We start from the raw sequence: 25083 nt of genomic DNA on the forward strand, positions 1-25083 counted from the left end.
CTATCAACGGGCACCGACAGTTCCGACCGGTCGGGCGCGCGAGGTTGGGAGCGATGGAATGACCGTGGGCGACCGCGAATCGCGAAGGCAAATCCCGGAGGGCAGCCGGCTCCCCGGGGACGCCGTCACCCCTGTTGTCACGCTATCAACGGGCACCGACAGTTCCGGCCGGTCGGGCGCGCGAGGTTGGGAGCGGTGATATGACACTGAGTCCCGAAAGGGCTGCTGGTGCCCGGGCCCGGTGGGTGCCGGGAGTCGAGGCGCGGGCGGGCAAGTTCCCCGGGCCGTCCCTCATCCCCGCGCTCAACGCGATCCAGGCCCGTCTTGGCTGGCTGCCCCGCGAGGAGTTGGAGGAGCTGGCCCGCGAGGTGCGTAGGCCGCGATACGAGATCGAGGGCATTGTCTCGTTCTATCCGCACTTCCGCACCACGCCGCCGCCCAAGGTCGCCTTGCACGTGTGCCACGACCTGTCGTGCTGGCTGCGTGGCGGGGAGGACCGGATCGCCGAGGTCAAACGGCAGTACGGCGAGGACACCGATGTCGAGCTTGTCGAGGTGTCCTGTCTGGGCCGCTGCGAGGTGGCCCCGGCCGTGGACGTCAACGAGCACCCGGCCCCGGCGTCCGAAGTGGACACGTTGGTCGCCGCGGCCCGTGGGGACGGGGTGGCCGAGGCTGTTGCCGCTTCCCGCGCCGAGCCGTGGCCCAACGACCCGTACCCGAGGGGGTCGGAGCGGTACGCGTCGCTGCGGGCACTGCTCGCCGGCGAGCTGAGCGCGTCGGAGGTCGTGTCGACGCTCTCCGAGTCCGGGCTGCGGGGGATGGGTGGTGCCGGGTTCCCCACCGGCAAGAAGTGGGAGCTGGTCGCGGGCGCCGACGACCCGGTCAAGTACGCGATCTGCAACGCGGACGAGTCCGAGCCCGGCACGTTCAAGGACCGCCAGATTCTCGCCGACCAGCCACACCTCGTCCTGGAAGGCCTGCTGCTCGGCATGGCCGTGGTGGGCGCCGAGCAGGGCTGGGTGTTCATCCGCCACGAGTACGGGCCCGAGGAACGCGTGCTGCGCGCGGAGATCGACGCCCTCCGCGCGGCCGGCGTCATCGGGCCGGACGCCTGCGGCAGCGGGCGACGGCTCGAACTGGAGATCTTCGTCTCGCCCGGCGGCTACATCCTCGGTGAGGAGACCGCGCTGCTGGAGTGCATGGAGGGGCACCGCGGCGAACCGCGCAACAAACCGCCGTTCCCCGGCAACTACGGCCTGCACGGCCGGCCGACGCTGATCAACTCGGTGGAGACGTTCGCCGACGTGCCGGTGATCCTGCAACGCGGCGCCGAGTGGTGGGGCGCCCAGGGGTTGGGGGACTCGGTCGGCTGGAAGTTCTTCGCCGTGTCCGGGCACGTCGCGAACCCCGGCGTGTACTGCGTGCCCATGGGCACCACCGTCCGCGCGCTCATCGACCTCGCCGGCGGGGTCGAGGGCGGCGCGTCGGTGGGCGCGGTGCAGCCCGGTGGCGCGTCGTCGAACTTCATCGGCCCCGACCAACTGGACCTCGAACTCGACTTCGGCACGCTCGCCAAGGCCGGCACCATGCTCGGCTCCGGCGCGCTCGTCGTGATGGCCGAGGGCACCGACCTGCTGGCGGCCGCGACCAACGTGCTCCGCTTCTTCCGCAACGAGTCCTGCGGCAAGTGCGTGCCCTGCCGGGTGGGGTCCACCAAGGCGCACACGCTGTTACGCGAGCAGCTGGACACGGGTTCCTCCACGCTCGACGACACCCAGCGCACGCAGGTCCTGCGACTGGAGGAAGCGATGCGCAAGACGTCGATCTGTGGGCTCGGGCAGGTCGCGCTCGGCCCCGTGGTGTCGGTCCTCGGCCTGGACAAGGGCGGCGCCGCGGCCCGGCCGCAACCGCGCCCCGACGGTGACAAGGAGCAACCGAATCGTTGACCGGCCGGGAGTTCTTCACCGCCCGCACCGTCGCCGAGGCCCTTGCGGGTTTCCGTCCTGACCACCGGACGCCGGTGGAGCACGTGCCGCTCGCCGACGCGCTGCACCGGGTCCCCGCCGCCGCCGTGGCCTCCCCGGCACCGCTGCCGGGCTTTGTGAAATCCACTGTGGACGGATACGCGGTGCGGGCCGCCGACACCTACGGCGCGTCCGACGGCCTGCCGTCCTATCTGGACCTTCTTGGCGCGGTGTCGATGGGTGCGGCGCCGGACGTCGCGGTCCGGGCCGGCGGGTGCGTCGCGATGCCGACCGGGGGAGTACTGCCTGACGGCGCGGACGCCGTGGTGATGGTCGAGTACACCGCCGAGACCATGCCCGGCACCATCGAGATCACGCGGCCGGTCGCACCCGGCAGCGGACTCGTCCGGGCCGACGAGGACGTGACCGCCGGTGCGCCGCTCGTGCCAGCCGGTCGCCCGCTGCGCGCGCCCGATCTCGGGTTGCTGGCCGCCGCCGGCGTCACGACGGTGGCCGTGCACGCCCGGCCGCGCGTCGTGATCATCTCCACCGGCGACGAGGTCGTCCCACCATCCACAGTGGAGCTTTTACCCGGGCAGGTGCGGGACGCGACCGCCTCGGCGTTGGCCGGCCTGGTCACCGACGCAGGCGGCGAGCCGGTCGTCGCCGGCATCGTCAGCGACGAACCGGGTGTGTTGAAGGACAAGCTCGCCGAGGTGCTGCCCACCGCCGACCTCGTGGTCGTCTCGGCCGGCTCGTCGGTCGGCGCTCGCGACGAGACCGCCGGTGCGGTCGCCGCGGTCGGATCGGTGTGGTGCCACGGCCTCGCCATCAAGCCGGGCAAGCCGACGCTTCTCGCGGACTGCGGCGGCATCCCGTTGATCGGCTTGCCAGGCAACCCGCTGTCCGCGCTGGTCGTGTTCGGCCAGGTCGGAATTCCGTTGCTGTGGCGGCTGTCCGGCTGCGAGCACCCGCCGCCAGCACCGAGCACCCTGGCCCGGCTGTCCCGGGACCTGGCCTCGGCCACCGGCCGGCTCGACGTGGTCCAGGTCCAGCTGCGGGACGGCGTGGCCGAGCCGGTGTTCGGTCCGTCCGCGCTGCTGTCCGTGCTCACCCGCGCCGACGGCTACCTGGTCGTGCCCGAACCGGCGACCGGGCTCGACGCCGGCACCGAGGTCGAGGTGACGCTGTACCGATGAACAGCCCTTTCTTGTCCGACGTCCCCGCCGCGGCGGCCCACACCGCCTGGCGCGAGGCGCGCGCGGCGGCCGGCTGCCCGCCACGCGTGGACGTCGTGCGGGTGCCGGTGGGCCAGGCGGTCGGCCGGGTGACCGCCGAACCCGTTTGGGCGCGCCGGTCCTCGCCCGCGTTCGACTCCGCCGGCATGGACGGGATCGCGGTCCGTGCCGCCGACACGGTGGGCGCCGCCGAGACCACGCCCGTGCTGCTCACCGACTTCGAGGTCGTGGACACGGGCGACCCGATGCCCGCCGGCTACGACGCGGTGGTCATGCGCGAGCACGTCCACCGCGTCGGTGAGGCGGCCGAGATCCGTGCCGCCGTCCCGCCGTACCAGCATGTCCGGTCCATCGGCGAGGACATCAGCGCCGCCGAGCTGCTGCTCCCGGAAGGGCACCGCCTCCGACCGGTCGACGTCGCCGCCAGCGCGGCGGCCGGCGTGGTCGAACTGGCGGTGCGCCGGCCCCCGGTCGTGGCGGTCATCCCGACCGGCGACGAGATCCGCCCCATCGGCGCGTCCCTCGCCCCGGGCGACATCCTGGACACCAACTCGTTGATGCTCGCCGCGCAGGCCCGCGAGGTGGGTTGCGAGGCCCGCGTCACCGACATCGTGCGCGACGACCCGGACGCCATCACCGCCGCGCTGCGTGCCGCGGCCGCCGGCGCCGACCTCGTCCTGCTGATCGCGGGCTCCAGCGCGGGCCGCGACGACTACACCGCACGCGTGGTCGCCGGCGCCGGCACACTCGCCGTGCACGGCGTGGCCGTCCGCCCCGGCCACCCCGTGGTGCTCGGCGCGGTCGACGCCACGCCGGTGATCGGCGTGCCCGGCTACCCGGTGTCCGCGGCGCTCACGTTCGACATCTTCGCCGCGCCGCTGCTCGCGGAGCTGGAAGGCGCGGCGCCGAGGGAACGTCCGTCGACCACGGCACACCTGGCACGCAAACTTCCTTCCGCCATCGGCATGGACGACTGGGTCCGGGTACGCCTCGGCCGGGTGCGTGATCGAGTCGTCGCGACGCCGTTGCCGCGAGGAGCGGGTGTGCTGACGTCCCTGGTGCGTGCGGACGGGCTGCTGATCGTGCCGTCCGGAGTGGAGGGACACCACGCCGGTGCGGAGGTGCGGGTCGAACTGCTGCGTGGCCTTGGCGAGATCGACCGCACGATCGTCGCGATCGGCTCCCACGACCTCGTGCTCGACCTCGCCGCGTCGGCGTTGCGGGCCGACGACCCGCTCATCACCCTGGCCTCGTCGAACGTCGGTTCACTGGGCGGGCTGGTCGCGCTTCGGGACGGTCTGTGCCACATCGCCGGTTCACACCTGCTCGACCCGGCGACCGGCGAGTACACGCTGCCCTACGTCGACAAGCTGCTCGGCCCCGACATCGCCGTGATCCGCCTCGTCCACCGCGACCAGGGCCTGATCGTCGCCCCCGGCAACCCGCTGGAACTGGCGAAGATCGACGACCTCACCCGCCCCGGCCTGCGGTACGTGAACCGCCAACGCGGCGCCGGCACCCGCGTACTCCTCGACCACGAACTCGCCCGCCGCGGCATCGACCCCGCCGACGTCCCCGGCTACACGCGTGAGGAGCACACCCACCTCGCGGTGGCCGCCGCCGTCGCGGCCGGCCGAGCGGACACCGGGATGGGGATCCTGGCGGCCGCCCGCGCCTTCGGCCTCGACTTCGTCCCTGTCACACAAGAGCCCTACGACCTCGTGCTGCGAACAAACGACCTCACCGACGACCGCCTAACACCACTGTGGACACTGCTCGGCAGGCAGCGTTTCCGTGAGCAGGTCGAGGCCCTGGGCGGCTATTCGTGCGTGGAGACCGGCAGGCGGATCCGGTGATCAGCCGGCTGGGTAGAGCTGAGCGGTCGGGATCACCTGTTGTGGCGTGTTGGGGCTGGACCACAGCAGCTTCGCCGCGGCCTCGTTGGACTCCTTCTTGACGTCCATCCGGATCTTGTAGCGCTGTCCGGCGACGAGGGGGAGTGACACCGAGTGGATCACCGGGCCGTGTTCGACCCAGTCGTCGATCACCAGCCGGTCGTTGATCCAGAGCCGAACCGTGTTGGAGGTGAGGGTGCTGAGCTGGTAGGTCTCGGTGTTCCGGGGTTCGAGGAACCCGGTGAAACGAGCGGCGAAACCGGAGCTGAGGATCTTCGGATCCGGTGACCCGGTGTACTTCCAGTTGAAGTTGACCTGCGGCACGACGCGGCTGACCGTCGGGGTGCCGCCGCCGTTGCGGTTGGCGAAGAACCCGGCGGTGAGCCCGGTGCCGGTGCCGGGTGGCGCCGCCGCGGGCGGGGTCACGTCGATCGCGACGACCGTGGCCACCGGGTTCGTCGGGCCGCCGGTCGGCGTGATCGTCACCGTGTCGCCGCTGCGGGTGACGCCGACCGGCGCGTCGCTGCCGAGCACCCGGGCGCCGGTGATCTCGAAGGGGGACAAGGCATTCAGGGTCAGCGAGCCACCCGCGCCCGGCCACTGGTACACCGAGGCGTACAGCGTGTCGCCGCGCCGGCTGACCGCGCCCCACGCCGGTTCGGCCACCACGCCGGCCGTGCCCGCGCCGTACACCGCGTCGCCCTGGCCGTTCTGGCGCAGCCAGTCGCCCATGGCGCGCAATCGGTCCGTTGCCTCGGTCGGGATGCGACCACGGGCGTCCGGTCCGACGTTGAGCAGGTAGTTGCCGCTGCGGCTGGCGATCGAGATCAGGTTGCGGGTCAGGTCGGTCGGCGACTTCCACCGGTTGTCCCACACGGCGTGGCCCCAGGAGCCGTTGATCGTCATGCAGGACTCCCACAGCTGCCCGGTGACCGGCGTCGTCGGGATGGTCTGCTCTGGTGTGCCGGTGTCGCCGTCGGCGAGGCGGCGTTTGCCGACCCGGTTGTTGACCACGATGTTCGGGTCGAGCGTGCGGACGTAGGCCTCGAGTCCCTCGCCGTCCTGGGTCTGCCACGGGTTGTTGGGGCGGTCGGTGCTCCACTCGCCGTCGAACCAGAACACCGAGGGGTCGTACCGGTCGACGAGTTCCTTGAGCTGGGCGTACATCCGCTTCTTGTAGCGGGGGAAGGTCGCGGGGTCGGCGAAGTCCGGGTCGTGCCAGTCCCAGATCGAGTAGTAGAAGCCGAGCTTGATGCCGTGCCGCTCGGTCGCCGCCTTGAGCTCGGCGAAGATGTCGCGGCGCTTGTCGAACGACGAGTGGTCGCGCAGGTTCCACCGGTTGACCCTGGTGGGCCACAACGCATAGCCGTCGTGGTGCTTCGACGTGATCACGATGTACTTCTGGCCTGCGTCCTTCGCCGCGCGGGCGATCGCGTCGGCGTCGAAGTCGGCCGGGTTGAACCGTTTCGCGATCCGCTCGTACTCGTCGTCCGGGATCGCGCAGTCGCGCTTGATCCACTCCGCGTCCTGGCAGACCGTGCCGTCCGGACGGGCGTACTCGCCGCCGAGGTGGGAGTACACGCCGAAGTGGATGAACATGCCGAAACGATCTTCCCGCCACCACTGTGTCCTGGTCGCGGTGAAGGGGTCGTCGATCGCGTGGTTGGTCCCTGGCCCGGCGGCGGGCCGGGGGAGATCGTCGGTCGCGGGTGCGGCGCCGGAGGGACCGGGTACGCCGCCTGCGAGTACGGCGGCCGTGGCCGCGGCGAGCAGGGCACTCCCGATGGAGCGACGGAACATGACACCTCCACTACGAGGGGTCGACAGTCACTCACCCACCGTAAAGGCTCATACATCCGATGTAAACAGCGAGACAGGCGGAAAGGTCTTGGCCTGGCGAGGAACGATGCCTTGATTCATCGGATGGATATGTCAGCGGTAGGGGTCGGTGATCTCGCGGAGGCGGGTCAGGGCGTCGCGGAGTTGGGTCATCCGCCGAGGGCCGAGATGTGCGGTCCACTCGGCCTCGATCTCCTCGATCACCTTGGCGCCGAGAGGGACGGCGGTGGCCGCGCGATCGGTGAGGCGGACCAGGCGGGCGCGAGCGTCGGTGGGGTCCGGGACCCGTTCCACGTAACCGGCCCGTTCCAGCTGGTCGACCAGGAAGCCGGCGGTCTGCTTGGTCACCTGCGCCGACGCGGCCAGTGCTGTCAGGCGGCTGCCGGCCGGGTCGATGCGTTGCAGCAGTTTGGCCTGGGCGAGGGTGAGGTCGTCGAAGCCCGCGTCGGCGATCGCCTGGAACACCCTGCTCTCCAGCGAGCGGTACGGGATGAACAGCAGCAGACCGATGTTGAGCTCGTCGTCGGGCATGGCACTCCGTTGACTTAGTCAGATTCTCTGATTAAATTAGTCAGTCGATCGTACCAAATCCACCGGAGGCGTTTCGTGGACCGTGCGGCGATGTGGCAGGCGTTGGACAGTGAGCGGACGGCGACGGCCGGTCTGCTGGAGTCGCTCACGCCGGCGGAGTGGGAGCACGCTTCGCTGTGCGCGGGTTGGCGGGTTCGGGAGGTCGCCGCGCACCTCACGCTCGGGCCCGAGATGGGGATCGGCGGGGCGATCGTCGAGTTCGCGCGTGCTCGCGGCAGCTTCAACCGGGTGGTGGACAACACGTCCCGCCGCAAGGCGACCGTGCCGACCGAACAGCTCGTTGCCGATCTGCGTCGGCACGTCGGGTCCCGGCGGCTGGCGCCCGGGCAGACGCTCGCCGACGCGTTGATGGACGTTCAGGTGCACACACAGGACATCGCCGTGCCGCTGGGGCGCGACCATCCGATGGCGCTCGACGCGGCGCTGGCATCGGCTGACCACCTGTGGGGGATGTGGTTCCCGTTCCGGCCACGCAGGCGGTTGCGCGGGTTCCGGCTCACGGCGACCGACGTCGACTGGTCGGTCGGCGACGGCGCGGAGATCAGCGGGCCGATCGCGGCGCTGCTGCCGCTACTGGCCGGCCGTACCGCGACACTGTCCAAACTGACCGGTGCCGGAGTGACAGCACTGTCATGACCGGGCCAGCCGTTGCTCTCGCCTGCGCCGCTGCAGGATCGGGTCCGGGACCGGGGCGGACGCGACCAGTTGCTGGGTGTATTCGTGGCGTGGGTGGTCGCAGACCTGTGTGCTGGCGCCCTCCTCGACGATGTGTCCATGCCGCAGGACGACGGTGCGCGCGGCGAACTCCCTGACGACTGCGAGGTCGTGGGTGATGAACAGGTAGGCGCAGCCGAGGGTGTGTTGCAGTTCGGCGAGGAGTTCGAGGATGGTGGCCTGGGTGGTGACGTCCAACGCGCTGGTCGGTTCGTCGCAGACGATGAGCGTTGGTTGCCAGGCGATGGCTCTGGCGATGGCGATGCGCTGCCGCTGACCGCCGCTGAACTGGCCGGGGTAGCGGCGGGCGGCGTCCTCGGGCAGGCCGACGCGGCGCAAGAGGTCGGCGACGCGGTCGCGCACCTGGTGATCTGTGAACTGCTCGGGGTTCCCTTCGCCGACCGCGCCCACTTCCGCCAGCTGTCGGAACGCATCGCCGTGCTCGACGGCGGCGCCGACGGCCAGCTGGCGATGGGGGAGTTCATGGTCTATATGGCCGAGTTGGCGGCGGCGAAGCGGAAGGGCCCCAAGCCGGACGTCATCTCCGACATGGTCGCCGTGCAGGCCGAGGATCCCACGTTCACCGACGAGGACCTGGCGCGGCTGTCCATGGGCCTGCTGTTCGCCGGCCACGAGACGACCTCGACCCGTATCGCGCTCGGCGTGCTGTTCCTCCTCAGCGACCTGCGCCGACGCGACCGGTTCGTGGCGGACCCGGACGGGCAGGTGCAGCAGACCGTTGAGGAGATCCTGCGTCTGTCGGCCACCAGCAGCGCCGGCGGACTGTTGCGGTACGCGCACGAGGACGTCGAGATCGGCGGCGTCCACATCGCACGCGGTGACCTGGTGCTCGTGTCCGTCGACGCCGCGAACCAGGACGAGTCCGTCTTCACCGAACCTGACGGGTTCGACCCGGACCGCTCACCCAACATCCACGTCGCCTTCGGCCACGGCGCGCACGTGTGCATCGGCGCCAACCTCGCCCGCATCGAGTTGCGCACCGTGTTTCCCGCGCTGTTCCGCCGTTTCCCGACGATGCGGCTCGCCGTCGACGTCGACGACATCGCGGTCCGCACCAACAGGATCGCGGGTGGGGTCGAGAGCGTGCCCGTGCTGTTGTGACCGTTCAGTCCGTCACGGTGAGCACGACACGTTGGTAGGACGTGAGTGAGCCGTTGTCTGTGGTCTGCAGGATCAGGTGGATCGTCTGGCCGGGTGCCGCGTCCTGGGGAACGTGGAACTTCGCGGTCGAGCGGTGTGCTTGTGAGGACTGGGTGAGCGTGACGGTGCCAGGGTAGGTGTCCGCATCGGTGTATTGCCACCATGTGCTGGCCAACCGGTCGCCGTCCGGGTCGCGCGTGAGTCCGTTGAGGACGACCGACTGGCCGCGGGCGACGGTCCGGTTCAGCGGTCCGGACACCTCGGCGGTCGGTTCGTGGTTCGCCCTGCTGTACTTCGGCGTGACCGTCCACTTGAGCCTGGCGGCGAAGTCCTGTTGGGCGGCGCCGAACCAGCGGCTCGCCGCGTAGTTCGTGGACGGCTGGCCGCTCGGGTCGGTGTCGGGGCCGTTGCGTCCGCCCCAGCCACCGTAGCTGGGGTCGAGGTGACCGCGCAGACCGTTGTCGACCAGGTTCATGAAGATCGAGGTGTCACCCTCGGAGATCCACGAGCCCTTCGGTTGGGGAGGGGTCCAGACCACGTAGCCCATTGCCCTGAGCTGTTCGGTGGTCAGACCGGAGAAGCCGAAGTGGTCGAAGATGTCACCGGGGACCATCTGCCTGCCATCGCCCCAGACGCGGTAGAACCCGCCGAGCGGGCCGACATCGGACACGTTGGCCTTCGTCCACTCGGCGGACAGGTACCCGCTGTCCTCCGGGAGTACCGCGCCGCGGGCGCCGTAGCCCCAGACGTTGGTGGACATCTGGCGGAACCGCACATCAGGCCAGTTGGGCCCGATGTAGTTGGCGTAGGTGTCGTCCTGGTCCCCGAAGGACTGGATGATCGCCTTCTGTGACACCTTCCGGTAGATGGCATCCCACCGCGGCGTGCCCTGGTACTGATCCTTGATCGACTTCAGTGCCCTGGCGATCGTGCTCTGGCCCGCTCCGGTGAGCAGGTAGACGGGACCGGGCCGGTCGTCCAGCAATGTCCGCCTGATCAGCTCGGATCCGGGGCTGTCCGTGGAGATGTCACCGTCGAACTCGATGTTGCCGGTGAGGATCCTGGACCGCAGCTCCCGCGGGGTCGGGTAGCCCTGAGCGTGCGCCCGCAGGTTGGGATAGACGCTCGCGTAGATGCCGATCGCGTCGTCGATGAAGCGCTCGCCCGGTTTCCACCGCCATGACGTGCACGGAAAGAGGTTCAGGCCGAACCGGGTGTACTCGCGTCCCGGCACGAACCAGGTCGTGCCAGCCCCGTCGCCGGCCCAGTGCACGCCGCTGCTGGAGTACACCAGGCCCTGGGTGTTGAACTCGTTGCTGTACAGCAGATAGCGGATGAGCGTGTTCTGGTCGTCCAGTTCCGGATCGGCCATGAGAATGACGCGAGGCTTGTCGCCGCCGCGTGGATGATCCGTCGGTGTCGCCGCCGCGGTGCCACCCATCATCGACGCCGCGATCCCCGCGAGCGCGGCGAAAACCGCGAGACAACGCCGTTGACGAAAGAGCCTGGCGGTCGGCCGAGCGAATCGACGCATGAACCGACAGTACCCCTAGGTAGGAGATCCTGTTGTCCGGCAATGAGAACGTGCGGCAGCATGGATCCATGTCGCACCAACGAATCCGAAGATTCCTTGCGGTGGTCACGGCTGGCGGGATTACCGGAGCGCTCGCCGTCGCGGTCCCGGCGGCCGCGTCAGCGGCGACAATCGTCGATCTCGGTACCTTGCCCGGCGGCACCTTCAGCAATGGCGAGGACATCAACAATGCCGGCACGATCGTCGGCACCTCGGGCGTGAGTCCCAACGTCTGGCACGCGGTGACGTGGGACAGTCGCGGGGTGATCACCGACCTGGGTACGTTGCCCGGTGACTCCTCCAGCGCCGGTTACCAGATCGGCGACTCTGGCGCGGTCAGGGGTGATTCCGACGCGAAGCCGGTGCGGTGGGGCCCCAACGGCGCCATCACCAGGTTGCTCCCGTTGCCCGGCGACCACATCCCGATCAGCCGGGACATGAACAACGCGGGCACCGTCGTCGGCTACTCCAGGAAGTCGATCGGTGAGTACGTCTACGAGGACCACGCCGTGCGGTGGGACGTCGGCACCGGTGCGGCCACCGGTCTGGCGCAGCCACCCGGCGCCACCGAAAGCGTGGCGTGGGCCGTGAACGACCACGGCGCCATCGCAGGACACGTCAGGATCGCGGGCGAGCGTCGTGCCGCGCGCTGGAACGCCGACGGCACGGTCACCGTCCTCGATCTGCTCGGCGGCGGTGTCTACTCGTACGCCGAGGACATCAACGACGCCGGCGTGGTCGTCGGCCACGCGAACGGATCCACGAGCGACGAACTCCGCACGGTGCGCTGGTCGCAGACGGGCGCCATCACCGTGCTCGCCGATCTGCCCGGCGGCAACTGGAGCTACCACATGGCGATCAACGACAACGGCGTGATCGCGGGCTACGCGGGCACCAGCAACCAACCGCACGCCGTGCGCTGGGCACCAACGGGCGCCGTCACCGATCTCGGCACCCTGCCCCGGTACGACCGGTCCTTCGGCAGGGACATGAACGCGGACGGCACCGTGGTCGGCGACTCGGACCTGTTCAGCGACCTGAACTCGACCCGAGCGGTCCGATGGGCGTCGAACGGCACCGCCACGAACCTCGGTCTCCTTCGCGGCGGCACCTACAGCATCGCCTACGCCATCAACGACGCCGGTACGATCATCGGCAACGCCAACACCGCCAACGACGACAACCACGCGTTTGTCTGGCGAGCGGGCTGACCAGGCGGACCCGCCGTCGAATCATCGCGCACTGCCATAGTGGACAGATGTCTCGCGTGTTGTTGATCGAGGACGACCAGGCCGTTCGTGCTGGTCTGCGTCTGGCGTTGACTCGCCAGGGGCATGCGGTGGAGGCGGTGGAGACCGGCGAGCAGGGGCTGGACCGGATCGTCGCGGCGGCTGTCGAGGTGGTGGTGCTCGATCTCATGCTGCCTGGGATGGATGGATTCGAGGTGTGCCGGCGAATCCGAGCGTTGGGGGACCTGCCGGTCATCATGCTCACCGCCCGCAACGACGACATGGACGTCGTCGTGGGACTGGAGGCGGGGGCCGACGACTACGTCGTCAAGCCGGTGCAGCCCAGGGTTCTCGAGGCCCGCATCCGTGCGGTGCTGCGGCGAACCGGTGCGCGGCAGCCGGTCGGCAGCAGGGCTGCGCTGGAACGGCACGGTGATCTGACCATCGACCGTGCCGGGCTGGTGATCAGCAAGGACGGAACGGCGATCGGGCTGAGCCCGACCGAGTTACGGCTGCTGCTCGAACTGTCCGGCGCTCCTGGGCGGGTGCTGAGCCGTCAGCAGCTGCTGGAAACCGTGTGGGAGCACGGCTATCTCGGGGACTCCAGGCTGGTCGACGCGTGCGTCCAACGACTCCGCGCGAAAATCGAGGACGACGCGACCTCGCCGGTCTACGTGCAGACGGTACGAGGCTTCGGCTACCGGTTCGGGCCCCTGTGAATCGCCATGGGGGTCTGCGAAGCCGGCTCCTGATCGCGTTCGTGCTGCTCGCCGCGACCACGGCGGCGGGAGTCGCGAGTGGACTGTATTTGCAGGCCCGCGACGTCATCCTGCGGCAGTCTCATGACACGGCCGTGGGAGACCTGACAGATCAGCTCGAAAACCTGTTCCCCCTGCGGGATCTGCCGCCGAGCCAGGCCCGGCTCGACGAGATCGCCGGCTCCCTTTCCGACCGGTACGACACCGCCATGGCCGTCTACGGCGACCGGACTTCGCGAACCGGCCTGAGTCCGGACGCGGTCCCGCCGGAACTGCGCCGCGCGGTGCGTGACGGTCGCGTCGTCTGGCAACGCGTCACCAACGACGGCGAGCCCAGCCTGGTCATCGGCACCCGCCTGGATCTGACACGTCCGAACGGGATGTCGACGCCGTCCGGGTTGGAGATCTACAGCATCCGGAGCCTGCTTCCCGAACAACAGAGCATCGACAGGCTCGCGATGATGGCGCTCCTGATCGGCGGGCTCTGCCTTGTCCTCGCGACGGCTCTGGCACTGATCGCGGCGAACGGAGTGCTGCGCCCGGTCCGTGAACTGGGCAGCGCCGCGAGACGCCTGGGGGAAGGACACCTGACGACCCGGTTGGCGGTACGCGGCTCCGACGAACTGGCGGACGTGGCGACCACCTTCAACGACACCGCCGCGTCGCTGGAACGGCATGTCGGCGAGCTGCGCAGGATGGAGGCCGATGCCCGGCGCTTCATGGCCGACGTGTCACACGAGCTACGCACGCCGCTGGCGGCGATGACCGCGGTCGCCGACGTGCTGGACGAGGAGGCGCCGGGTCTGACCGGGGACACCAGGACGGCGGCCGGCCTGGTCAGCCAGGAGACACGCAATCTGACCAGGCTGGTCGACGATCTGGTCGAGGTCAGCCGGTTCGACTCCGGTGCCGCGGCACTCGTCCTGGACGACGTGGACGTCGGCGAGGCCGTTCGCGCCACTCTGCGGTCCCGAAACTGGCTGGAACGGTGGAGCTCGATCTGCCGCAGGACGTGGCTGCTCGCCTGGACTCCCGCCGACTGGACGTGATCGTCGCGAACCTCGTCGGGAACGCGCTCCGGCACGGGGCGCCGCCGGTCACGGTTCGACTGCGTGCGGAACCGGACTGGATCACTGTGGAAGTCGGTGACCGGGGCCCGGGAATGGACGACCAGATCCTGCCCCACGTGTTCAGCCGGTTCTTCAAGGCCGACACGGCCAGGGCGCGCTCCGCGGGAAGCGGGCTCGGCCTCGCCATCGCATGGGAGAACGCCCGCCTGCACCTCGGGAGTCTCGTGGCGGACAACCGTCCCGAGGGCGGAGCTTTGTTCACCCTGCGGCTGCCGAGGAACTCCGGGAGCGAGCAGTGACCTGGGGGCGGCTCGTCGGCGTCGTGCTCGTTGTTCTCGTCGCCGGTTGCGGTGTCCGCCCCAGCGGGGTCATCACGGGCATCCCGGCGCCGAGCGGGCCCGCTGAAGGGGCCGAGCTGTACCTGCTGTCCGCCGGCGACGTCACCCCGGTGCTACGACCAACCGGGCAACAGCTCTCACCGGTCGAAACGCTGACGTTGCTGGCGGCGGGTCCGACGCCCGAGGAGCGACTGGAGGGGCTCGGCAGCGACGTTCCGGCGAACATGGGCGCCCTTGCGGTGACGTCCTCGGAGACCGAGATCCTGGTGACGCTGGGCGGTGACGTGTCGGGTCTGTCCGCCGCCGCGCTCGAACAGATCACGTGCACCACCGTCGTCGCGGTGTTCCCCGACCACAGCCCACCCGGGCAGGTGTCGGTCACGGTCACGGGCGGGGGACAGAGCCGCGAACCCCAGGCGTGCGTCCGGTGACGTGATCGCTGTACCGGACCTGTTACACGATGATCGTGGAACGCGGACATCGTCCGAGCACCGTGAGGCGCATGCGAAACCGTTCTCTACTGCTCGGTGTCGTGCTCGCGCTGCCGGCCGCACTGATGGTCGCCTCGCCGACGCAGGCCATCGTGGGTGGCACCGAGTCGACCCAGGCCTACTCCTTCATGGGCTCGTTCCAGCCCTCCTTTCCCGCGCCACCCAGGCCGGACAAACACGGCTGTGGGGTAGAGGTCCTCGCACCGCAATGGGTACTGACCGCCAGCCACTGCGCCGGCAAGAACCCGACCGGGGCGAAAGTGGGTGTCCCGCGTGGGTGGCGGGTCCGGATCGGTTCACTGGACACCACGTCCGGCGGCGCGCTCGTCGAGGTCGACCATTACTACCGGCTGGCGACCAGCGGCGACGACGGTGGTTTCTGGGGTAAGGATCTGGCGTTGCTGCACCTGCGGACCCCTGTTCGGGCCACACCCGTGCGCATCGCCGCGACCACGCCACCGGACAACACGCCCGTCCGCATCCTGGGTTGGGGCATGACCTGCGACGACAGCAACGACCCATCCTGTTTTCCCTCTCGGTTGCGGGAGGCTGACACCGTGGTGCAGCCGATCTCGACCTGTTCGTCGGCCGCGCCCAGCGGAGAGTTGTGCGTCGGCAGCCGCGACGGCAGTGTCGCCGCGAGCAACATGGACTCGGGCGGTCCCGCGCTGATCCGCGACGGCGACCGGTGGGCGTTGGCCGGTGTGGTCAGCGGCCCGAGCGGTCCTGGCGAGCCGGTGCTGTACACCGATGTCACCAGGCACGCCGGCTGGATCAACGGCATCATCAACGGCACCAACGTGCCCGCCGACGACCCGGTCCCGAACGTGGAAGGCGCGGTGGAACTGTATGGCTGTGTGGGCTCGGTGGTCCGCGCTCCCGCTTCGCGACCGAAGGACCCCGCGCTGTTGCTGACCAACGGTCACTGCGTGCAGGGCCAGCGGCCGGCACCCGGAACCGCGCTGGTGGACCAGCCCGCGGACCGCGAGGTGCCGATCGCCGACCGTCAGGGCTACCCGCAGGCCACCGCCCGCGCGAACCGACTGCTGTACGCGACGATGACCGGCACCGACATCGCGCTCTACCGTTTGGACAAGACCTACGCGCAGCTCACGGCCGATGGCGCGAAGATCTTCCAGCTCACCGCCACCCCCGTGCGCGCCGGTGCCGCGCTGACCATGGCCTTCACCAGCCGCCGCTTGAACTGCACCGCCGAGGCCGTGGTCACGCACCTGCGCGAAGGTGGCTACCAACAGGACAACTCGATCCGCTACGCGACGAGCGCCGACTGCGCGCCCTGGCACGGCACGTCCGGGTCGGCGCTACTGGCCCCCGACGGCACCACAGTCGTGGGGATCCACAACACCCACAACGAGGCCGGCGAACAGTGCACCGACAACAACCCCTGCGAGGTTGGCCAGGACGGGGCCGTGACGTCAGTGCAGGGTCGTGGCTACGGCCAGCAGGTTCACCAGATCGCGGCCTGTCTGACCAAGGGGTCGAAGCTGGATCTGTCCAACCGGGACTGTGCGCTTTCCACCGGGCGACACTGAGAAGTCGGGCTTCAGCGGCCCCAGAGGCGCCAGGTCTGGTTGAGTGGGCTGTTCTGGTTGGGCGGGTTGCAGGTCCACTGGTGGACGGGTGCGCGCGCGGCGGTGGAGATGGTGCTCACGTCGACGCACTTTCCGCTGTGGCGGGCGAGGAGTTGGAAGTCGTGCGTGTCGTTGCCCGAGTAGGTGACCTTGCGCGTGGCGAACTGTTGGTTGAGGCCGCCGTCGCATGTGGACTGTGTGACCGGGGTGCCGTCGGCGGTGGATGAGCCGGTGACGGCGAGGCACTTCCCGGACTGCTGGTTGACGACGGTGTAGGTGCCCGCGACACCGGCGACCGGACGGAAGTTCCACAGCTGTTGGTCGCCGCCCTCGCAGTAGAACTGCTGTTGCTGGTTGCCGTCCGCTGTGCTCAGGTTGGTGTTGTCCAGGCATTGCTGGGAGTGCTGGGCGACGGCGACGGACTGGAACCCGCCGTCCGAGGGCGGCTGGAGCGTGATGGTGAAGGTGTCGTCCGCGTTGGTGTGGGGCAGGTTGACGGTCGTGGCGTTGCCGGACAGGGTCACCACGGAGTTCTGGATGGTGACCGGGCCTCCGACCGCGCCGCCGTTGTTGTGGGGGATGCGTTGGACGATCACGCGGATCTGGTTGTTCGCCACGATGCCGCTCGTGGTGTCCAGGCGTTGTAGGTTGACCGCGATGTTGCCGGTGGTGCCGCCCCCACCGACGAGGATCTTCGCCACCCCACTGGCTTTCGTCGCGAACGCGTCGTAGGCCGGGCTGGGCGTGACGGACGCGATCTGGCCGGACTGCGAGCCGTAGAACCGGTAGACCCACCACTCGCCCTTCGGCTGGTGCTGACCCGCCGAGTTGCGGACGAGGAGATTGCCGAGGTCGTTGTGCAGGTTCCCCGCGCTCGCCCAGTTGGCGCGCAGACCGTCGGCGCCTGCGCGTTCCAGGCGCGCGATGTACCAGGAGCCGTCACCGGGGTTCTGTTCGTTCGAGGCCCCGTACTCGTTGATCTGGTAGGGCCGTGGATGCGGGATGCCCCGTGCGTCGAGGGTGGTGTTGGCGGCGGCCACGTTGGCGACCGGGTCGCTCGGCAGGGCATGCCAGCTGACGATGTCGGGCACGACGTTGTTGGCGCGGACGAAGTCGAGGTACTGGGTCCACCAGCCTGCCGACGTGGTGGGCACGCCCGCGTGGCTCGGTCCGACGATGAGCTGGCCGGGGAACGCGGCCCGGACGCGCTGGTAGGTCCGTCGCCACAGTTCGAAGTACTGGGCCTGGGGGCGGTTCCAGAACAGGGTGATGTTCGGTTCGTTCCACAGGTCCCACTGCACCGGTGCGCCGGTGGCGCGCACATCGTTGATCAGGCGGGTAAGGAAGTTGTCGTAGTCGGTCCAGTTGCCGTTGTCGCCGGGGAAGCGGGAGATCGGGAAGCCGTCGGCGCCCCACAGGTCGTGGATGAGCAGGATGAACTCACCGCCGAGCGACCGGGTACGCAGCAGCTGGGCGCGGGTCGCGTTCCACCGACGGTCGTACCTTCCCGACACCCAACCGCCCGGGCTGTCGAGTTGGGCGCCGCCGGCACGCATGTACCGGAACCTGACGTCCCGATAGAAGTGATCCGCGGGCGCGGCGGCGTTCTCGGACATGCCGTAGATCCACCCGGACGCCCGGTAGGTGGGGGAGCCGCCCGCCACGGAGAAGTTGACGGTGATCGACTCGTCCGCGGCCCGCGCCGGTGCGGACATCGTGAGCAGGGACGCGGCGATCAGCGCGCCGACGGTGAGCAGGCCGGCGGCACGCCGCCAGTTGAGCGGAGCTTGCGGAGCGAACATCGTCGTTCACACTCCTCGACAAAGGTGCAGGGTTTACCGGGCCGGCGCGGGGCCGGTGCTGTCCCGCAGGGAGATCGGCGGGGTGAGCAGTAGGTGCCGGGCCGGGGCATCGGGTGTGGCGATGCGTTCTGAGAGCAGGTCGACGGCGTGGACGCCCATCTCGGTGGGAACGTCCGCGGCGGTCAGCGGTGGCCGGAAGTCCTCGGCCCAGTGCCGGGCCACGACACCGGCGATGGACAGGTCTCGAGGCACGACAAGGTTCGCCCGTTCGAGGGCGCGTTGGATGCCTGGCAGCGCCGCCTCGTTGATCGTGACAACGGCGGTGACCTCGGGGTGCTCGGCACGCAGCTGTTCGGCGCAGGTCTCCCCGCTTGGCGCGTCGTCGGCGCAGCACAGGTCGATGCCCGTCAGGCCACGCCGGCCGACGGCCTCGGTGAAGCCGGTCGACGCGCGCTGGGCCGGGCCGTACCCGGCGGCGACCAGCTCGGCGGACCGGTTGACCAGCGCAAGGTGGCGGTGCCCGAGGTCGGCCAGGTGGTGCACACACCGGGCGACCAGCGTCGCGTAGTCCAGGTCGACCCAGCAGGTGCCGTCCGGATGGGCGGTGTGGCCGATGGTGACGAACGGCAGGCCGGCTTGCTGTAGCCGGGTGACGCGGTCGTCCTCCAGGCGGATCTCCATGAGGATGACGCCGTCGACCCGCCGGCCACCGACGATCCGTTCGAACGACCGGTCATGCTCCCCGCCGGAGGGGGAGAGCAGCACGTCGAGGTCGAGCCTGGCGGCGGCCTCCACGACGCTGGCGACGAAACCAAGCTGCATGTCGGTCAGCCGCAGGCTCGCGGGCGGGATGACCAGGCCGAGTGTGCGGGTCCGCCCCTCCCGCAGCGCACGGGCCGCGGTGTTGGGCCGGTACCCCAGCTCGTCGATGACCGCCTGGATCCGCTGCCGGGTCACCTCGGACACGGCCCTTTTTCCGGTGAGCGCGTAGGAGACGGTGCTGCGGGACACACCAGCCCGGCGGGCGATCTCACCGATGTTCACCTTGAGCTCCTCACGAGCCTCCGGTAGCGAATCGATTCGACATCATCGTAGGATCACGCACAGTGCATGTCAATTAGCCCTTTGATTGCCGCAATGTTCGGCACGCCGCTATGTCGAACCGATTCGATCGGGTCCTGACGACAGCGTTGCCAGGTATCGGGCGAGGTGGTCGACCACCTCACGTGCGTCGTCCTCGATGCCGTGGATGAACGTGGACTTGCGGCGGCGCAGCACGGGAAGTCCCAGTGCGTACAACCCGGGGCTGTCGACGATGCCGCCGTCGTGGCTCAACCGGCCTTTCCCGTCGACCACAGGAACATCCAGCCAGGTGTAGTCCGGGCGGTAACCCGTTGCCCAGACGATGGTTCGGATCTCCCCGCCGCGCAGGTCCAGCCGCAACCGCTTCGACTCGGGCACGCGGGTCGGCTCGAAGCGTTCGGGAGGTTTGACATCGGCGTCGGTGCCGGCGGCCCACTCGTCGAAGGTGTTCAGCAGGCGGTCCATCTTGAGGTCGGCCAGCGAGATGACGTTGCCGAGCCCGCCGGAGAACAGCATCTCGCCGTCCCGCACGGTCGCCGCACGGCCGACCAGCTCCACGCCCATGGCGGTGAGCGCGTTCAGGTCGAGAGTCGCCCGCTCCGGGGCGCCGACGAGCTGTGGCGAGGCGAGCTGACGGGCCCGGGGGAGGTCGGGCACCTCGTCGTACCGCTGGTCCCACACACCCGAGGCGTCCATCCACCACAACACGTCGCGGCCGCGGTAGGTGCGCGGCAGCCGCACGTGTTCCCCCGTGGAGAGGATCACCGGCCGGCCTGAGCGGCGCAGCTCGGCCGCCAGCTGCACACCGCTCGCCGAGGCGCCGACGACGAGCACGCCGCCGTCGGGTAGCTGATCGGGACCGCGGTAGGTGAGCGGCGTGACCTGCTCGACGGCGGCGGGCACCGCCTCCCGCATTCCCGGCACGGCCGGCTGGTTGCACGCTCCGCTCGCGATGACCACCGTCCGGCACGTAAGTGAACCGTCGTCGGTCGTCACGTGGTACCCGTCGTCGGTGCGCCGCACCGACGTGACGGCGGTGCCCGTGCGGACAGGAGCGTCCGAGAGCGCGGCGAAGCGGTCGATGAACTCGACCACCTCGCCCATCGTCATGTAGCCGTCGGGATCCGGGCCCTCGTAACGGTGGCCCGGTAATCGGCTCTGCCAGTTGGGTGTGAGCAGCCGCAGCGAGTCCCAGCGTTCACGGCGCCAGGAGTTCGCCACCTCGCCGCGTTCGAGCACGACGTGGTCGATCGCCCGCTCGGACAGGAAGTGGCTCGCGGCCAGGCCGGCGTGGCCCGCGCCGATGACGACCGTGGTGGTGTGCGCCAAGGAACTCAGGCGACCTCGACGGTGACGTCCGTGGGGTTGGTCAGCGCGTCGAACACGGCGGAACGCTTCTGCGACTGGGCGACCAGCGCCTCGATGTCCTCTTTGGACGCGTCGGCGTCGATGTTGAACGTCACCTTGATGCCGTTGTAGCCGTTGCGGACGTCGCTGTCGGCGCCGAGGATCCCGCGGATGTCGTGCGCGCCCTCGATCCTGGCCTCGACCGAGCGCAGCTGGATCCCTCGGTTCTGCGCGACGGACGCGACGCCAGCCGTCAGGCAACTCCCCAGGCCGACGAGCAGGTACTCGATCGGCGTGATGCCGTGGTCCTCCGCCGCGAACACCTCGGGGTGGTCGGCGGTGAACGTCGAGGAGGCCTTGTGGCTCTGTTCCGCGCCGAGTCCGGCGAAGTCCTTGACCGTCGTCGTGCTGTGCACGCCGTTCTCCCACCGGGTGGTCGAGCGCCAGGTGAACTGGGCGGCCTCGGGGGCGGCCTTGAGCGCCTCTCGTGCGTCGAGCAGCGCCTGGACGTTGACCCCGTTGTCGATGCCGTCGATCGTCGTCATGCGACGGACCGTACACCCCCTCTGACCTGCGTCTCAGAGTCCGAGATGTCCGTTGCTCCCGGTCGCGCCGCAGGTCGTTCTGGCTATGATGCGGCCCATGGTGTCGACGCTGGTGGCCGGTTCGGTAGGCCAGGTGGAGACGCGATACCTCGACCTGCCGGAGCCGGTGCGGCTCGACTGCGGTCGAGAGCTCCATCCGGTTCGTGTCGCGTACGAAACCTACGGCACGCTCTCGCCCAAGCGCGACAACGTCATACTGGTCTGTCACGCGCTCAGCGGCGATGCCCACGCGGCCGGTTTCTCCTCGGCACAGCCGGAAGCGAGCACGCGCGACGGCTTCGCCGCCGAGGACCGTGACGGCGCGGCCGGCCAGACACTCGGCTGGTGGGACGGGATGATCGGTCCCGGCAAGGCGTTCGACACCGACCGGTTCTTCGTCGTGTCCACGAACCTGCTCGGCGGCTGTCGAGGCACGACGGGGCCGTCGTCGACCGACCCCGCGACCGGCGGGCCGTACGGTCCGGACTTCCCGGTGATCACGGTGGCGGACATGGTCCGCGCCCAACGCGCGTTCCTCGACGCGCTGGGCATCGAGCGGCTGGCGGCGGTGGCCGGCGGCTCGCTCGGCGGGATGCAGGCCCTCGAATGGGCGATCCTGTACCCCGATCAGGTGGACTCGATCGTGGTGATCGCCAGCACCCACGCCCTCCACCCACAAGGCATGGCGTGGAACGCGATCGCACGCGAGTCGATCATGCGCGACCCTGACTGGCAGGACGGCCGCTACTACGGCACGGGCCGCGCCCCTGACGCCGGCATGGGCGTGGCGCGGATGGTCGGTCACGTCACCTACCTCTCGGCGCCGGCCCTGCGCGACAAGTTCGGCCGCCGACTGCAGTTCGCCGACGACATCCGCTACACCATCACCGAACCCGAGTTCGAGGTGGAGAACTACCTGCGGCACCAGGCCGACTCGTTCGTCAAGCGCTTCGACGCCAACACCTACCTCACGATGTCGCGTGCGCTGACCTACTTCGACCTCGCGCGGCAGTACGGCGGGTCTCTCACCCGGGCACTCGACGGCGTCTCGGCGCGCACGCTGCTGATCGCGTTCAGCTCCGACTGGCTCTACCCGCCATCGGCCTCTGAGGAGATCGACGAGGCGCTGCGCGCTCTCGGCAAGCCGAGCGAGCTGCACCTGATCGACGCGCCGTACGGCCATGACTGCTTTCTGCTGGAAGAAGCACGACAGACACCGATCGTCCGCCGCTTCCTGACGGGTGGCTGACAAGGAGCCTTGGTGACCGACGATTCCCACCGCATCGAGCCGGAGCACGACTTCGGGTTCGAGACCCGGCAGCTGCACGCCGGGCAACGGCCGGACCCGAACACGGGCGCACGCGCGGTGCCGATCTTCCAGACGACGAGCTACGTGTTCGAGGACCCCGAGTCCGCGGCCGCGTACTTCAACCTGCAGGAGTACGGGAACACCTACTCCCGCATCATGAACCCGACCGTCGCGGTGTTCGAGGAGCGCGTCGCGAACCTGGAGGGCGCGGCCGGCGGGGTGGCGTTCGCCAGCGGGATCGCCGCGCAGGCGGCCGCGCTCTTCACCCTGCTGCAGCCAGGTGACCACGTCGTCTCGTCACAGGCGCTGTACGGCGGGACGGTGAACCAGCTCAAACACTTGCTGCGCAAGATGAACGTCGAGCTGACCTGGGTCGACCCCGACGATCTCGACGCGTGGAAGCAGGCGGTCCGCGCCGAGACGAAGGCGTTCTTCGCTGAGACCATCGGCAATCCCGGCGGCAACGTGCTCGACATCGAGGCGGTGGCGGCCATCGCGCACGAGCACGACGTGCCACTGGTCGTGGACAACACCTTCGCCACGCCCTACCTGTGTCGCCCGATCGAGTGGGGTGCCGACATCGTGGTCCACTCGGCGACCAAGTTCATCGGCGGGCACGGTACGAGCATCGGCGGCGTGGTCACCGAGGCCGGCACCTTCGACTGGTCCAACGGACGGTTCCCCGTGGTCGCGGATCCGTCGCCGGCCTACCACGGCCTGCGGTTCCACGAGACGTTCGGGACGTACGGCTATCTGATGAAGCTGCGGGCCGAGACGCTGCGCGACCTCGGCGGCGCCCTGTCGCCGTTCAACGCCTTCCTGTTCCTGCAGGGGCTGGAAACGTTGTCGCTGCGGATGGAGCGCCACGTCGACAACGCGCGGAGGATCGCGTCCTTCCTGGAGTCGCACGGGCAGGCGTCGAGGGTGACCTATCCCGACCTGCCGGCGAGCCCGTACCGGCCGCTGGTCGAGAAGTACCTGCCGCGCGGTGCGGGCGCGGTGTTTTCGTTCGACGTCGCGGGCGGCCGGGCCGGCGGGCAGGCGCTCATCCGGAGCCTGACCCTCTGGTCGCACCTGGCGAACGTCGGTGACGCCAAGAGCCTGATCATCCACCCCGCCAGCACCACCCACCGACAACTGTCCGACGAGGAACTGCGCGCGGCCGGCGTCGGCCCCGGCACGGTGCGGCTGTCGGTCGGCACCGAGTCGGTCGAGGACCTGATCTGGGACCTCGAACAGGGTCTCGCCACCGTGGCGAAGGAGGCCCCATGACCGTTCCGGAGCGTTACCAGGACACACTGGCGATCCAGCGCGTGCTCAACACCGCCAAGACGATCGCGATCGTGGGCCTGTCGAACAACGAGCTGCGGGCAAGCTACTTCGTCGGCTACTACCTCAAACGCCACGGCTACCGCGTGATCCCCGTGAACCCGCGCGCGAAGGAGATCCTCGGCGAGACCAGCTACCCGAGCCTGCTGGACGTCCCGGAACCGGTGGACATCGTCAACGTCTTCCGCGCACCGGACGCACTCCCCGAGATCGCCGAGCAGACGGTACAGATCCGCGCCGGCGCCCTGTGGTGCCAGTTCGGCGTGATCAACGAGACGGGCTCGCGAACCGCGGAGGACGCCGGCGTGACCGTGGTCGTGGACCGCTGCATCAAGGTCGAGCACGCCCGCTACATCGGCCGCATGCACTGGCTCGGCTTCAACACCCAACGCATCACGGCGGTCCGGTCAGGGCTCCAGTAACGGTGTCGCGGACCGCTGCCCTGCCCTGGACGGGTTGTCCGCCGTCGCGGAGCCAGAACTGTGTGTCGGGCGGGTGCAGCGCGACGATGGCGTCGGCGTCGCGGGTCGCGAACGTCGCGGCGTAGGTGTTGAAGAGCTGCCGGACATCGATGGTGGCCATGTCATTTCACCTGGTAGACGCGGTAGTGGACGTGGCGCAGTCCCCGCGCAGCCGTTCGCCTTCGACCGTGCCGTGGTCGACCACGGCGATCATCCGTGTGCCGACCGGCGTCGCGAACGTGCGCATGGCCTGGAACTCGATGTGGAAGTCGCACAGGTGCTCGACCGGCAGCGAGGTTGGGCGAGCGCTGGTCCATGCTCGTCGTCCGAGAGCTCATCGACGGGCCCAAGCGCTACGTGGACCTGCTCGCCGGTCTGACGGGCGTCTCGACCGACATGCTCGCCGCGCGGCTCAGAACACTCGAACAGGCCGGCGTGATCACCAGGCGGACACTGCCCCCGCCGGCCGCGTCCAAGGTGTACGAGCTGACCCCACCCCGATCACGCCGACGCCCCCGATGTCGTCCTCACCTTCGACGACGCCACCACACTGGCCGAGCTCGGCCGCGACCCCGCCGCCGCGGCCGACGCGCTCGCCACCGGTCGACTCCACGTTCAGGGCGACGCCGAGGCCGTCGACACCACCAGCCGCCTCGTCGGCCTCGCGCGCCGATGATCACTGCTTCAGCCGGACGGCGTGACTAAGGACCAGACC

At 69.5% G+C, this 25083-nt stretch carries 22 protein-coding genes and 1 pseudogene; 14 read left to right on the forward strand and 9 right to left on the reverse strand.

The window, feature by feature from the left end; translation table 11 throughout:
• The first annotated feature begins 200 nt into the window (after nucleotides 1–200).
• From VF106_RS08975 to VF106_RS08985, 3 genes are read left to right on the forward strand one after another with little or no spacing between them, the layout of a single operon-like run.
• Nucleotides 201–1946 carry an NAD(P)H-dependent oxidoreductase subunit E gene (locus tag VF106_RS08975; RefSeq protein ID WP_330839135.1) on the forward strand — a complete coding sequence of 582 codons (1746 nt, stop codon included), beginning with the start codon at nucleotides 201–203 and terminating at the stop codon, nucleotides 1944–1946.
• Entirely contained in the window at nucleotides 1943–3163 is a 1221-nt protein-coding gene (locus VF106_RS08980) for a molybdopterin molybdotransferase MoeA (protein WP_330839136.1), read from the forward strand. Before VF106_RS08975 ends, VF106_RS08980 begins: the two co-directional genes overlap by 4 nt.
• Nucleotides 3160–5058, forward strand: coding sequence for a molybdopterin biosynthesis protein (locus VF106_RS08985; RefSeq protein WP_330839137.1), 1899 nt, complete (start codon nucleotides 3160–3162; stop codon nucleotides 5056–5058). Before VF106_RS08980 ends, VF106_RS08985 begins: the two co-directional genes overlap by 4 nt.
• Here the strand turns inward: VF106_RS08985 and VF106_RS08990 are convergent, their stop codons facing one another.
• Both VF106_RS08990 and VF106_RS08995 read right to left on the reverse strand, forming a co-directional pair.
• The gene (locus VF106_RS08990) at nucleotides 5059–6897 is read right to left on the reverse strand and encodes an alpha-L-fucosidase (protein ID WP_330839138.1); all 1839 of its coding nucleotides are present in this window, start codon (nucleotides 6895–6897) and stop codon (nucleotides 5059–5061) included. It lies immediately after the preceding gene.
• A 132-nt stretch (nucleotides 6898–7029) separates the two neighbouring features.
• Complete coding sequence (locus tag VF106_RS08995; protein WP_330839139.1) at nucleotides 7030–7467, reverse strand: MarR family winged helix-turn-helix transcriptional regulator; 438 nt, start codon at nucleotides 7465–7467, stop codon at nucleotides 7030–7032.
• Nucleotides 7468–7542: 75 nt separating this feature from the next.
• Between VF106_RS08995 and VF106_RS09000 the strand changes: the two genes are divergently transcribed.
• Nucleotides 7543–8163, forward strand: a complete 621-nt coding sequence (locus tag VF106_RS09000; RefSeq protein WP_330839140.1) for a maleylpyruvate isomerase family mycothiol-dependent enzyme — start codon at nucleotides 7543–7545, stop codon at nucleotides 8161–8163.
• Here the strand turns inward: VF106_RS09000 and VF106_RS09005 are convergent.
• Nucleotides 8158–8652: an ATP-binding cassette domain-containing protein gene (locus VF106_RS09005; protein ID WP_330839141.1), complete on the reverse strand. Its 495-nt coding sequence runs from the start codon at nucleotides 8650–8652 to the stop codon at nucleotides 8158–8160. The genes VF106_RS09000 and VF106_RS09005 overlap by 6 nt on opposite strands.
• Between VF106_RS09005 and VF106_RS09010 the strand changes: the two genes are divergently transcribed.
• Nucleotides 8608–9363 (forward strand): cytochrome P450, encoded by a 756-nt coding sequence (locus VF106_RS09010; RefSeq protein WP_524535851.1) that lies wholly within the window; start codon nucleotides 8608–8610, stop codon nucleotides 9361–9363. The two genes, VF106_RS09005 and VF106_RS09010, sit on opposite strands and share 45 nt — an antisense overlap.
• A gap of 4 nt (nucleotides 9364–9367) precedes the next feature.
• Here VF106_RS09010 and VF106_RS09015 read toward each other — a convergent pair whose 3' ends face one another.
• Complete coding sequence (locus tag VF106_RS09015; protein ID WP_330839142.1) at nucleotides 9368–10936, reverse strand: DUF1593 domain-containing protein; 1569 nt, start codon at nucleotides 10934–10936, stop codon at nucleotides 9368–9370.
• Nucleotides 10937–11004: 68 nt separating this feature from the next.
• Between VF106_RS09015 and VF106_RS09020 the strand changes: the two genes are divergently transcribed.
• From VF106_RS09020 to VF106_RS09045, 5 genes and pseudogenes are all read left to right on the forward strand, one after another.
• Nucleotides 11005–12186: a hypothetical protein gene (locus VF106_RS09020; RefSeq protein WP_330839143.1), complete on the forward strand. Its 1182-nt coding sequence runs from the start codon at nucleotides 11005–11007 to the stop codon at nucleotides 12184–12186.
• A 47-nt stretch (nucleotides 12187–12233) separates the two neighbouring features.
• The gene (locus VF106_RS09025; RefSeq protein ID WP_330839144.1) at nucleotides 12234–12923 is read left to right on the forward strand and encodes a response regulator; all 690 of its coding nucleotides are present in this window, start codon (nucleotides 12234–12236) and stop codon (nucleotides 12921–12923) included.
• A pseudogene (locus tag VF106_RS09030) lies at nucleotides 12920–14331 on the forward strand (ATP-binding protein). The gene VF106_RS09025 and the pseudogene VF106_RS09030 overlap by 4 nt, the downstream one beginning before the upstream one ends.
• Nucleotides 14328–14801, forward strand: coding sequence for a hypothetical protein (locus tag VF106_RS09040; RefSeq protein WP_330839147.1), 474 nt, complete (start codon nucleotides 14328–14330; stop codon nucleotides 14799–14801). The pseudogene VF106_RS09030 and the gene VF106_RS09040 overlap by 4 nt, the downstream one beginning before the upstream one ends.
• Before the next feature lie 71 nt (nucleotides 14802–14872).
• Nucleotides 14873–16414, forward strand: a complete 1542-nt coding sequence (locus VF106_RS09045) for a trypsin-like serine protease (RefSeq protein WP_330839148.1) — start codon at nucleotides 14873–14875, stop codon at nucleotides 16412–16414.
• An 11-nt stretch (nucleotides 16415–16425) separates the two neighbouring features.
• On the opposite strand, the gene VF106_RS09050 is transcribed toward VF106_RS09045, so the two are convergent.
• The 4 genes from VF106_RS09050 to VF106_RS09065 form a co-directional block, all read right to left on the reverse strand.
• Entirely contained in the window at nucleotides 16426–18255 is a 1830-nt protein-coding gene (locus VF106_RS09050; RefSeq protein ID WP_330839149.1) for an RICIN domain-containing protein, read from the reverse strand.
• 33 nt (nucleotides 18256–18288) lie between these two features.
• Nucleotides 18289–19299, reverse strand: a complete 1011-nt coding sequence (locus VF106_RS09055; protein ID WP_330839150.1) for a LacI family DNA-binding transcriptional regulator — start codon at nucleotides 19297–19299, stop codon at nucleotides 18289–18291.
• A gap of 108 nt (nucleotides 19300–19407) precedes the next feature.
• Nucleotides 19408–20667 (reverse strand): NAD(P)-binding domain-containing protein, encoded by a 1260-nt coding sequence (locus VF106_RS09060; protein WP_330839151.1) that lies wholly within the window; start codon nucleotides 20665–20667, stop codon nucleotides 19408–19410.
• A 5-nt stretch (nucleotides 20668–20672) separates the two neighbouring features.
• Complete coding sequence (locus VF106_RS09065; protein ID WP_330839152.1) at nucleotides 20673–21230, reverse strand: OsmC family protein; 558 nt, start codon at nucleotides 21228–21230, stop codon at nucleotides 20673–20675.
• 97 nt (nucleotides 21231–21327) lie between these two features.
• Between VF106_RS09065 and metX the strand changes: the two genes are divergently transcribed.
• Genes metX through VF106_RS09080 form a run of 3 tightly spaced genes read left to right on the forward strand, consistent with a single transcriptional unit; the run spans nucleotide 21328 to nucleotide 24329 of the window.
• Entirely contained in the window at nucleotides 21328–22518 is a 1191-nt protein-coding gene (gene metX, locus VF106_RS09070) for a homoserine O-acetyltransferase MetX (RefSeq protein WP_330839153.1), read from the forward strand.
• Nucleotides 22519–22530: 12 nt separating this feature from the next.
• Nucleotides 22531–23850 (forward strand): O-acetylhomoserine aminocarboxypropyltransferase/cysteine synthase family protein, encoded by a 1320-nt coding sequence (locus VF106_RS09075; protein ID WP_330839154.1) that lies wholly within the window; start codon nucleotides 22531–22533, stop codon nucleotides 23848–23850.
• Nucleotides 23847–24329, forward strand: coding sequence for a CoA-binding protein (locus VF106_RS09080; protein WP_330839155.1), 483 nt, complete (start codon nucleotides 23847–23849; stop codon nucleotides 24327–24329). The genes VF106_RS09075 and VF106_RS09080 overlap by 4 nt, the downstream gene beginning before the upstream one ends.
• Here the strand turns inward: VF106_RS09080 and VF106_RS09085 are convergent.
• Entirely contained in the window at nucleotides 24301–24489 is a 189-nt protein-coding gene (locus VF106_RS09085) for a nuclear transport factor 2 family protein (protein WP_330839156.1), read from the reverse strand. The two genes, VF106_RS09080 and VF106_RS09085, sit on opposite strands and share 29 nt — an antisense overlap.
• A 95-nt stretch (nucleotides 24490–24584) precedes the next feature.
• Here VF106_RS09085 and VF106_RS09090 point away from each other — a divergent pair, with 95 nt between their 5' ends.
• Complete coding sequence (locus tag VF106_RS09090) at nucleotides 24585–25073, forward strand: winged helix-turn-helix transcriptional regulator (RefSeq protein ID WP_330839157.1); 489 nt, start codon at nucleotides 24585–24587, stop codon at nucleotides 25071–25073.
• Nucleotides 25074–25083: the final 10 nt, after the last annotated feature.

The organism is Actinophytocola sp. (genome assembly GCF_036378875.1).
Classification (GTDB): domain Bacteria; phylum Actinomycetota; class Actinomycetes; order Mycobacteriales; family Pseudonocardiaceae; genus Actinophytocola.

What these genes read in the sequence shown, in the direction of transcription:
- VF106_RS08975 (WP_330839135.1), top strand. Translation starts at nt 201, where the DNA reads ATGACACTGAGTCCCGAAAGGGCTGCTGGTGCCCGGGCCCGGTGGGTG.
- VF106_RS08985 (WP_330839137.1), top strand. Translation starts at nt 3,160, where the DNA reads ATGAACAGCCCTTTCTTGTCCGACGTCCCCGCCGCGGCGGCCCACACC.
- VF106_RS08990 (WP_330839138.1), bottom strand. Translation starts at nt 6,897, where the DNA reads ATGTTCCGTCGCTCCATCGGGAGTGCCCTGCTCGCCGCGGCCACGGCC.
- VF106_RS08995 (WP_330839139.1), bottom strand. Translation starts at nt 7,467, where the DNA reads ATGCCCGACGACGAGCTCAACATCGGTCTGCTGCTGTTCATCCCGTAC.
- VF106_RS09015 (WP_330839142.1), bottom strand. Translation starts at nt 10,936, where the DNA reads ATGCGTCGATTCGCTCGGCCGACCGCCAGGCTCTTTCGTCAACGGCGT.
- VF106_RS09020 (WP_330839143.1), top strand. Translation starts at nt 11,005, where the DNA reads ATGTCGCACCAACGAATCCGAAGATTCCTTGCGGTGGTCACGGCTGGC.
- VF106_RS09025 (WP_330839144.1), top strand. Translation starts at nt 12,234, where the DNA reads ATGTCTCGCGTGTTGTTGATCGAGGACGACCAGGCCGTTCGTGCTGGT.
- VF106_RS09045 (WP_330839148.1), top strand. Translation starts at nt 14,873, where the DNA reads ATGCGAAACCGTTCTCTACTGCTCGGTGTCGTGCTCGCGCTGCCGGCC.
- VF106_RS09050 (WP_330839149.1), bottom strand. Translation starts at nt 18,255, where the DNA reads ATGTTCGCTCCGCAAGCTCCGCTCAACTGGCGGCGTGCCGCCGGCCTG.
- VF106_RS09065 (WP_330839152.1), bottom strand. Translation starts at nt 21,230, where the DNA reads ATGACGACGATCGACGGCATCGACAACGGGGTCAACGTCCAGGCGCTG.
- metX (WP_330839153.1), top strand. Translation starts at nt 21,328, where the DNA reads ATGGTGTCGACGCTGGTGGCCGGTTCGGTAGGCCAGGTGGAGACGCGA.
- VF106_RS09080 (WP_330839155.1), top strand. Translation starts at nt 23,847, where the DNA reads ATGACCGTTCCGGAGCGTTACCAGGACACACTGGCGATCCAGCGCGTG.
- VF106_RS09085 (WP_330839156.1), bottom strand. Translation starts at nt 24,489, where the DNA reads ATGGCCACCATCGATGTCCGGCAGCTCTTCAACACCTACGCCGCGACG.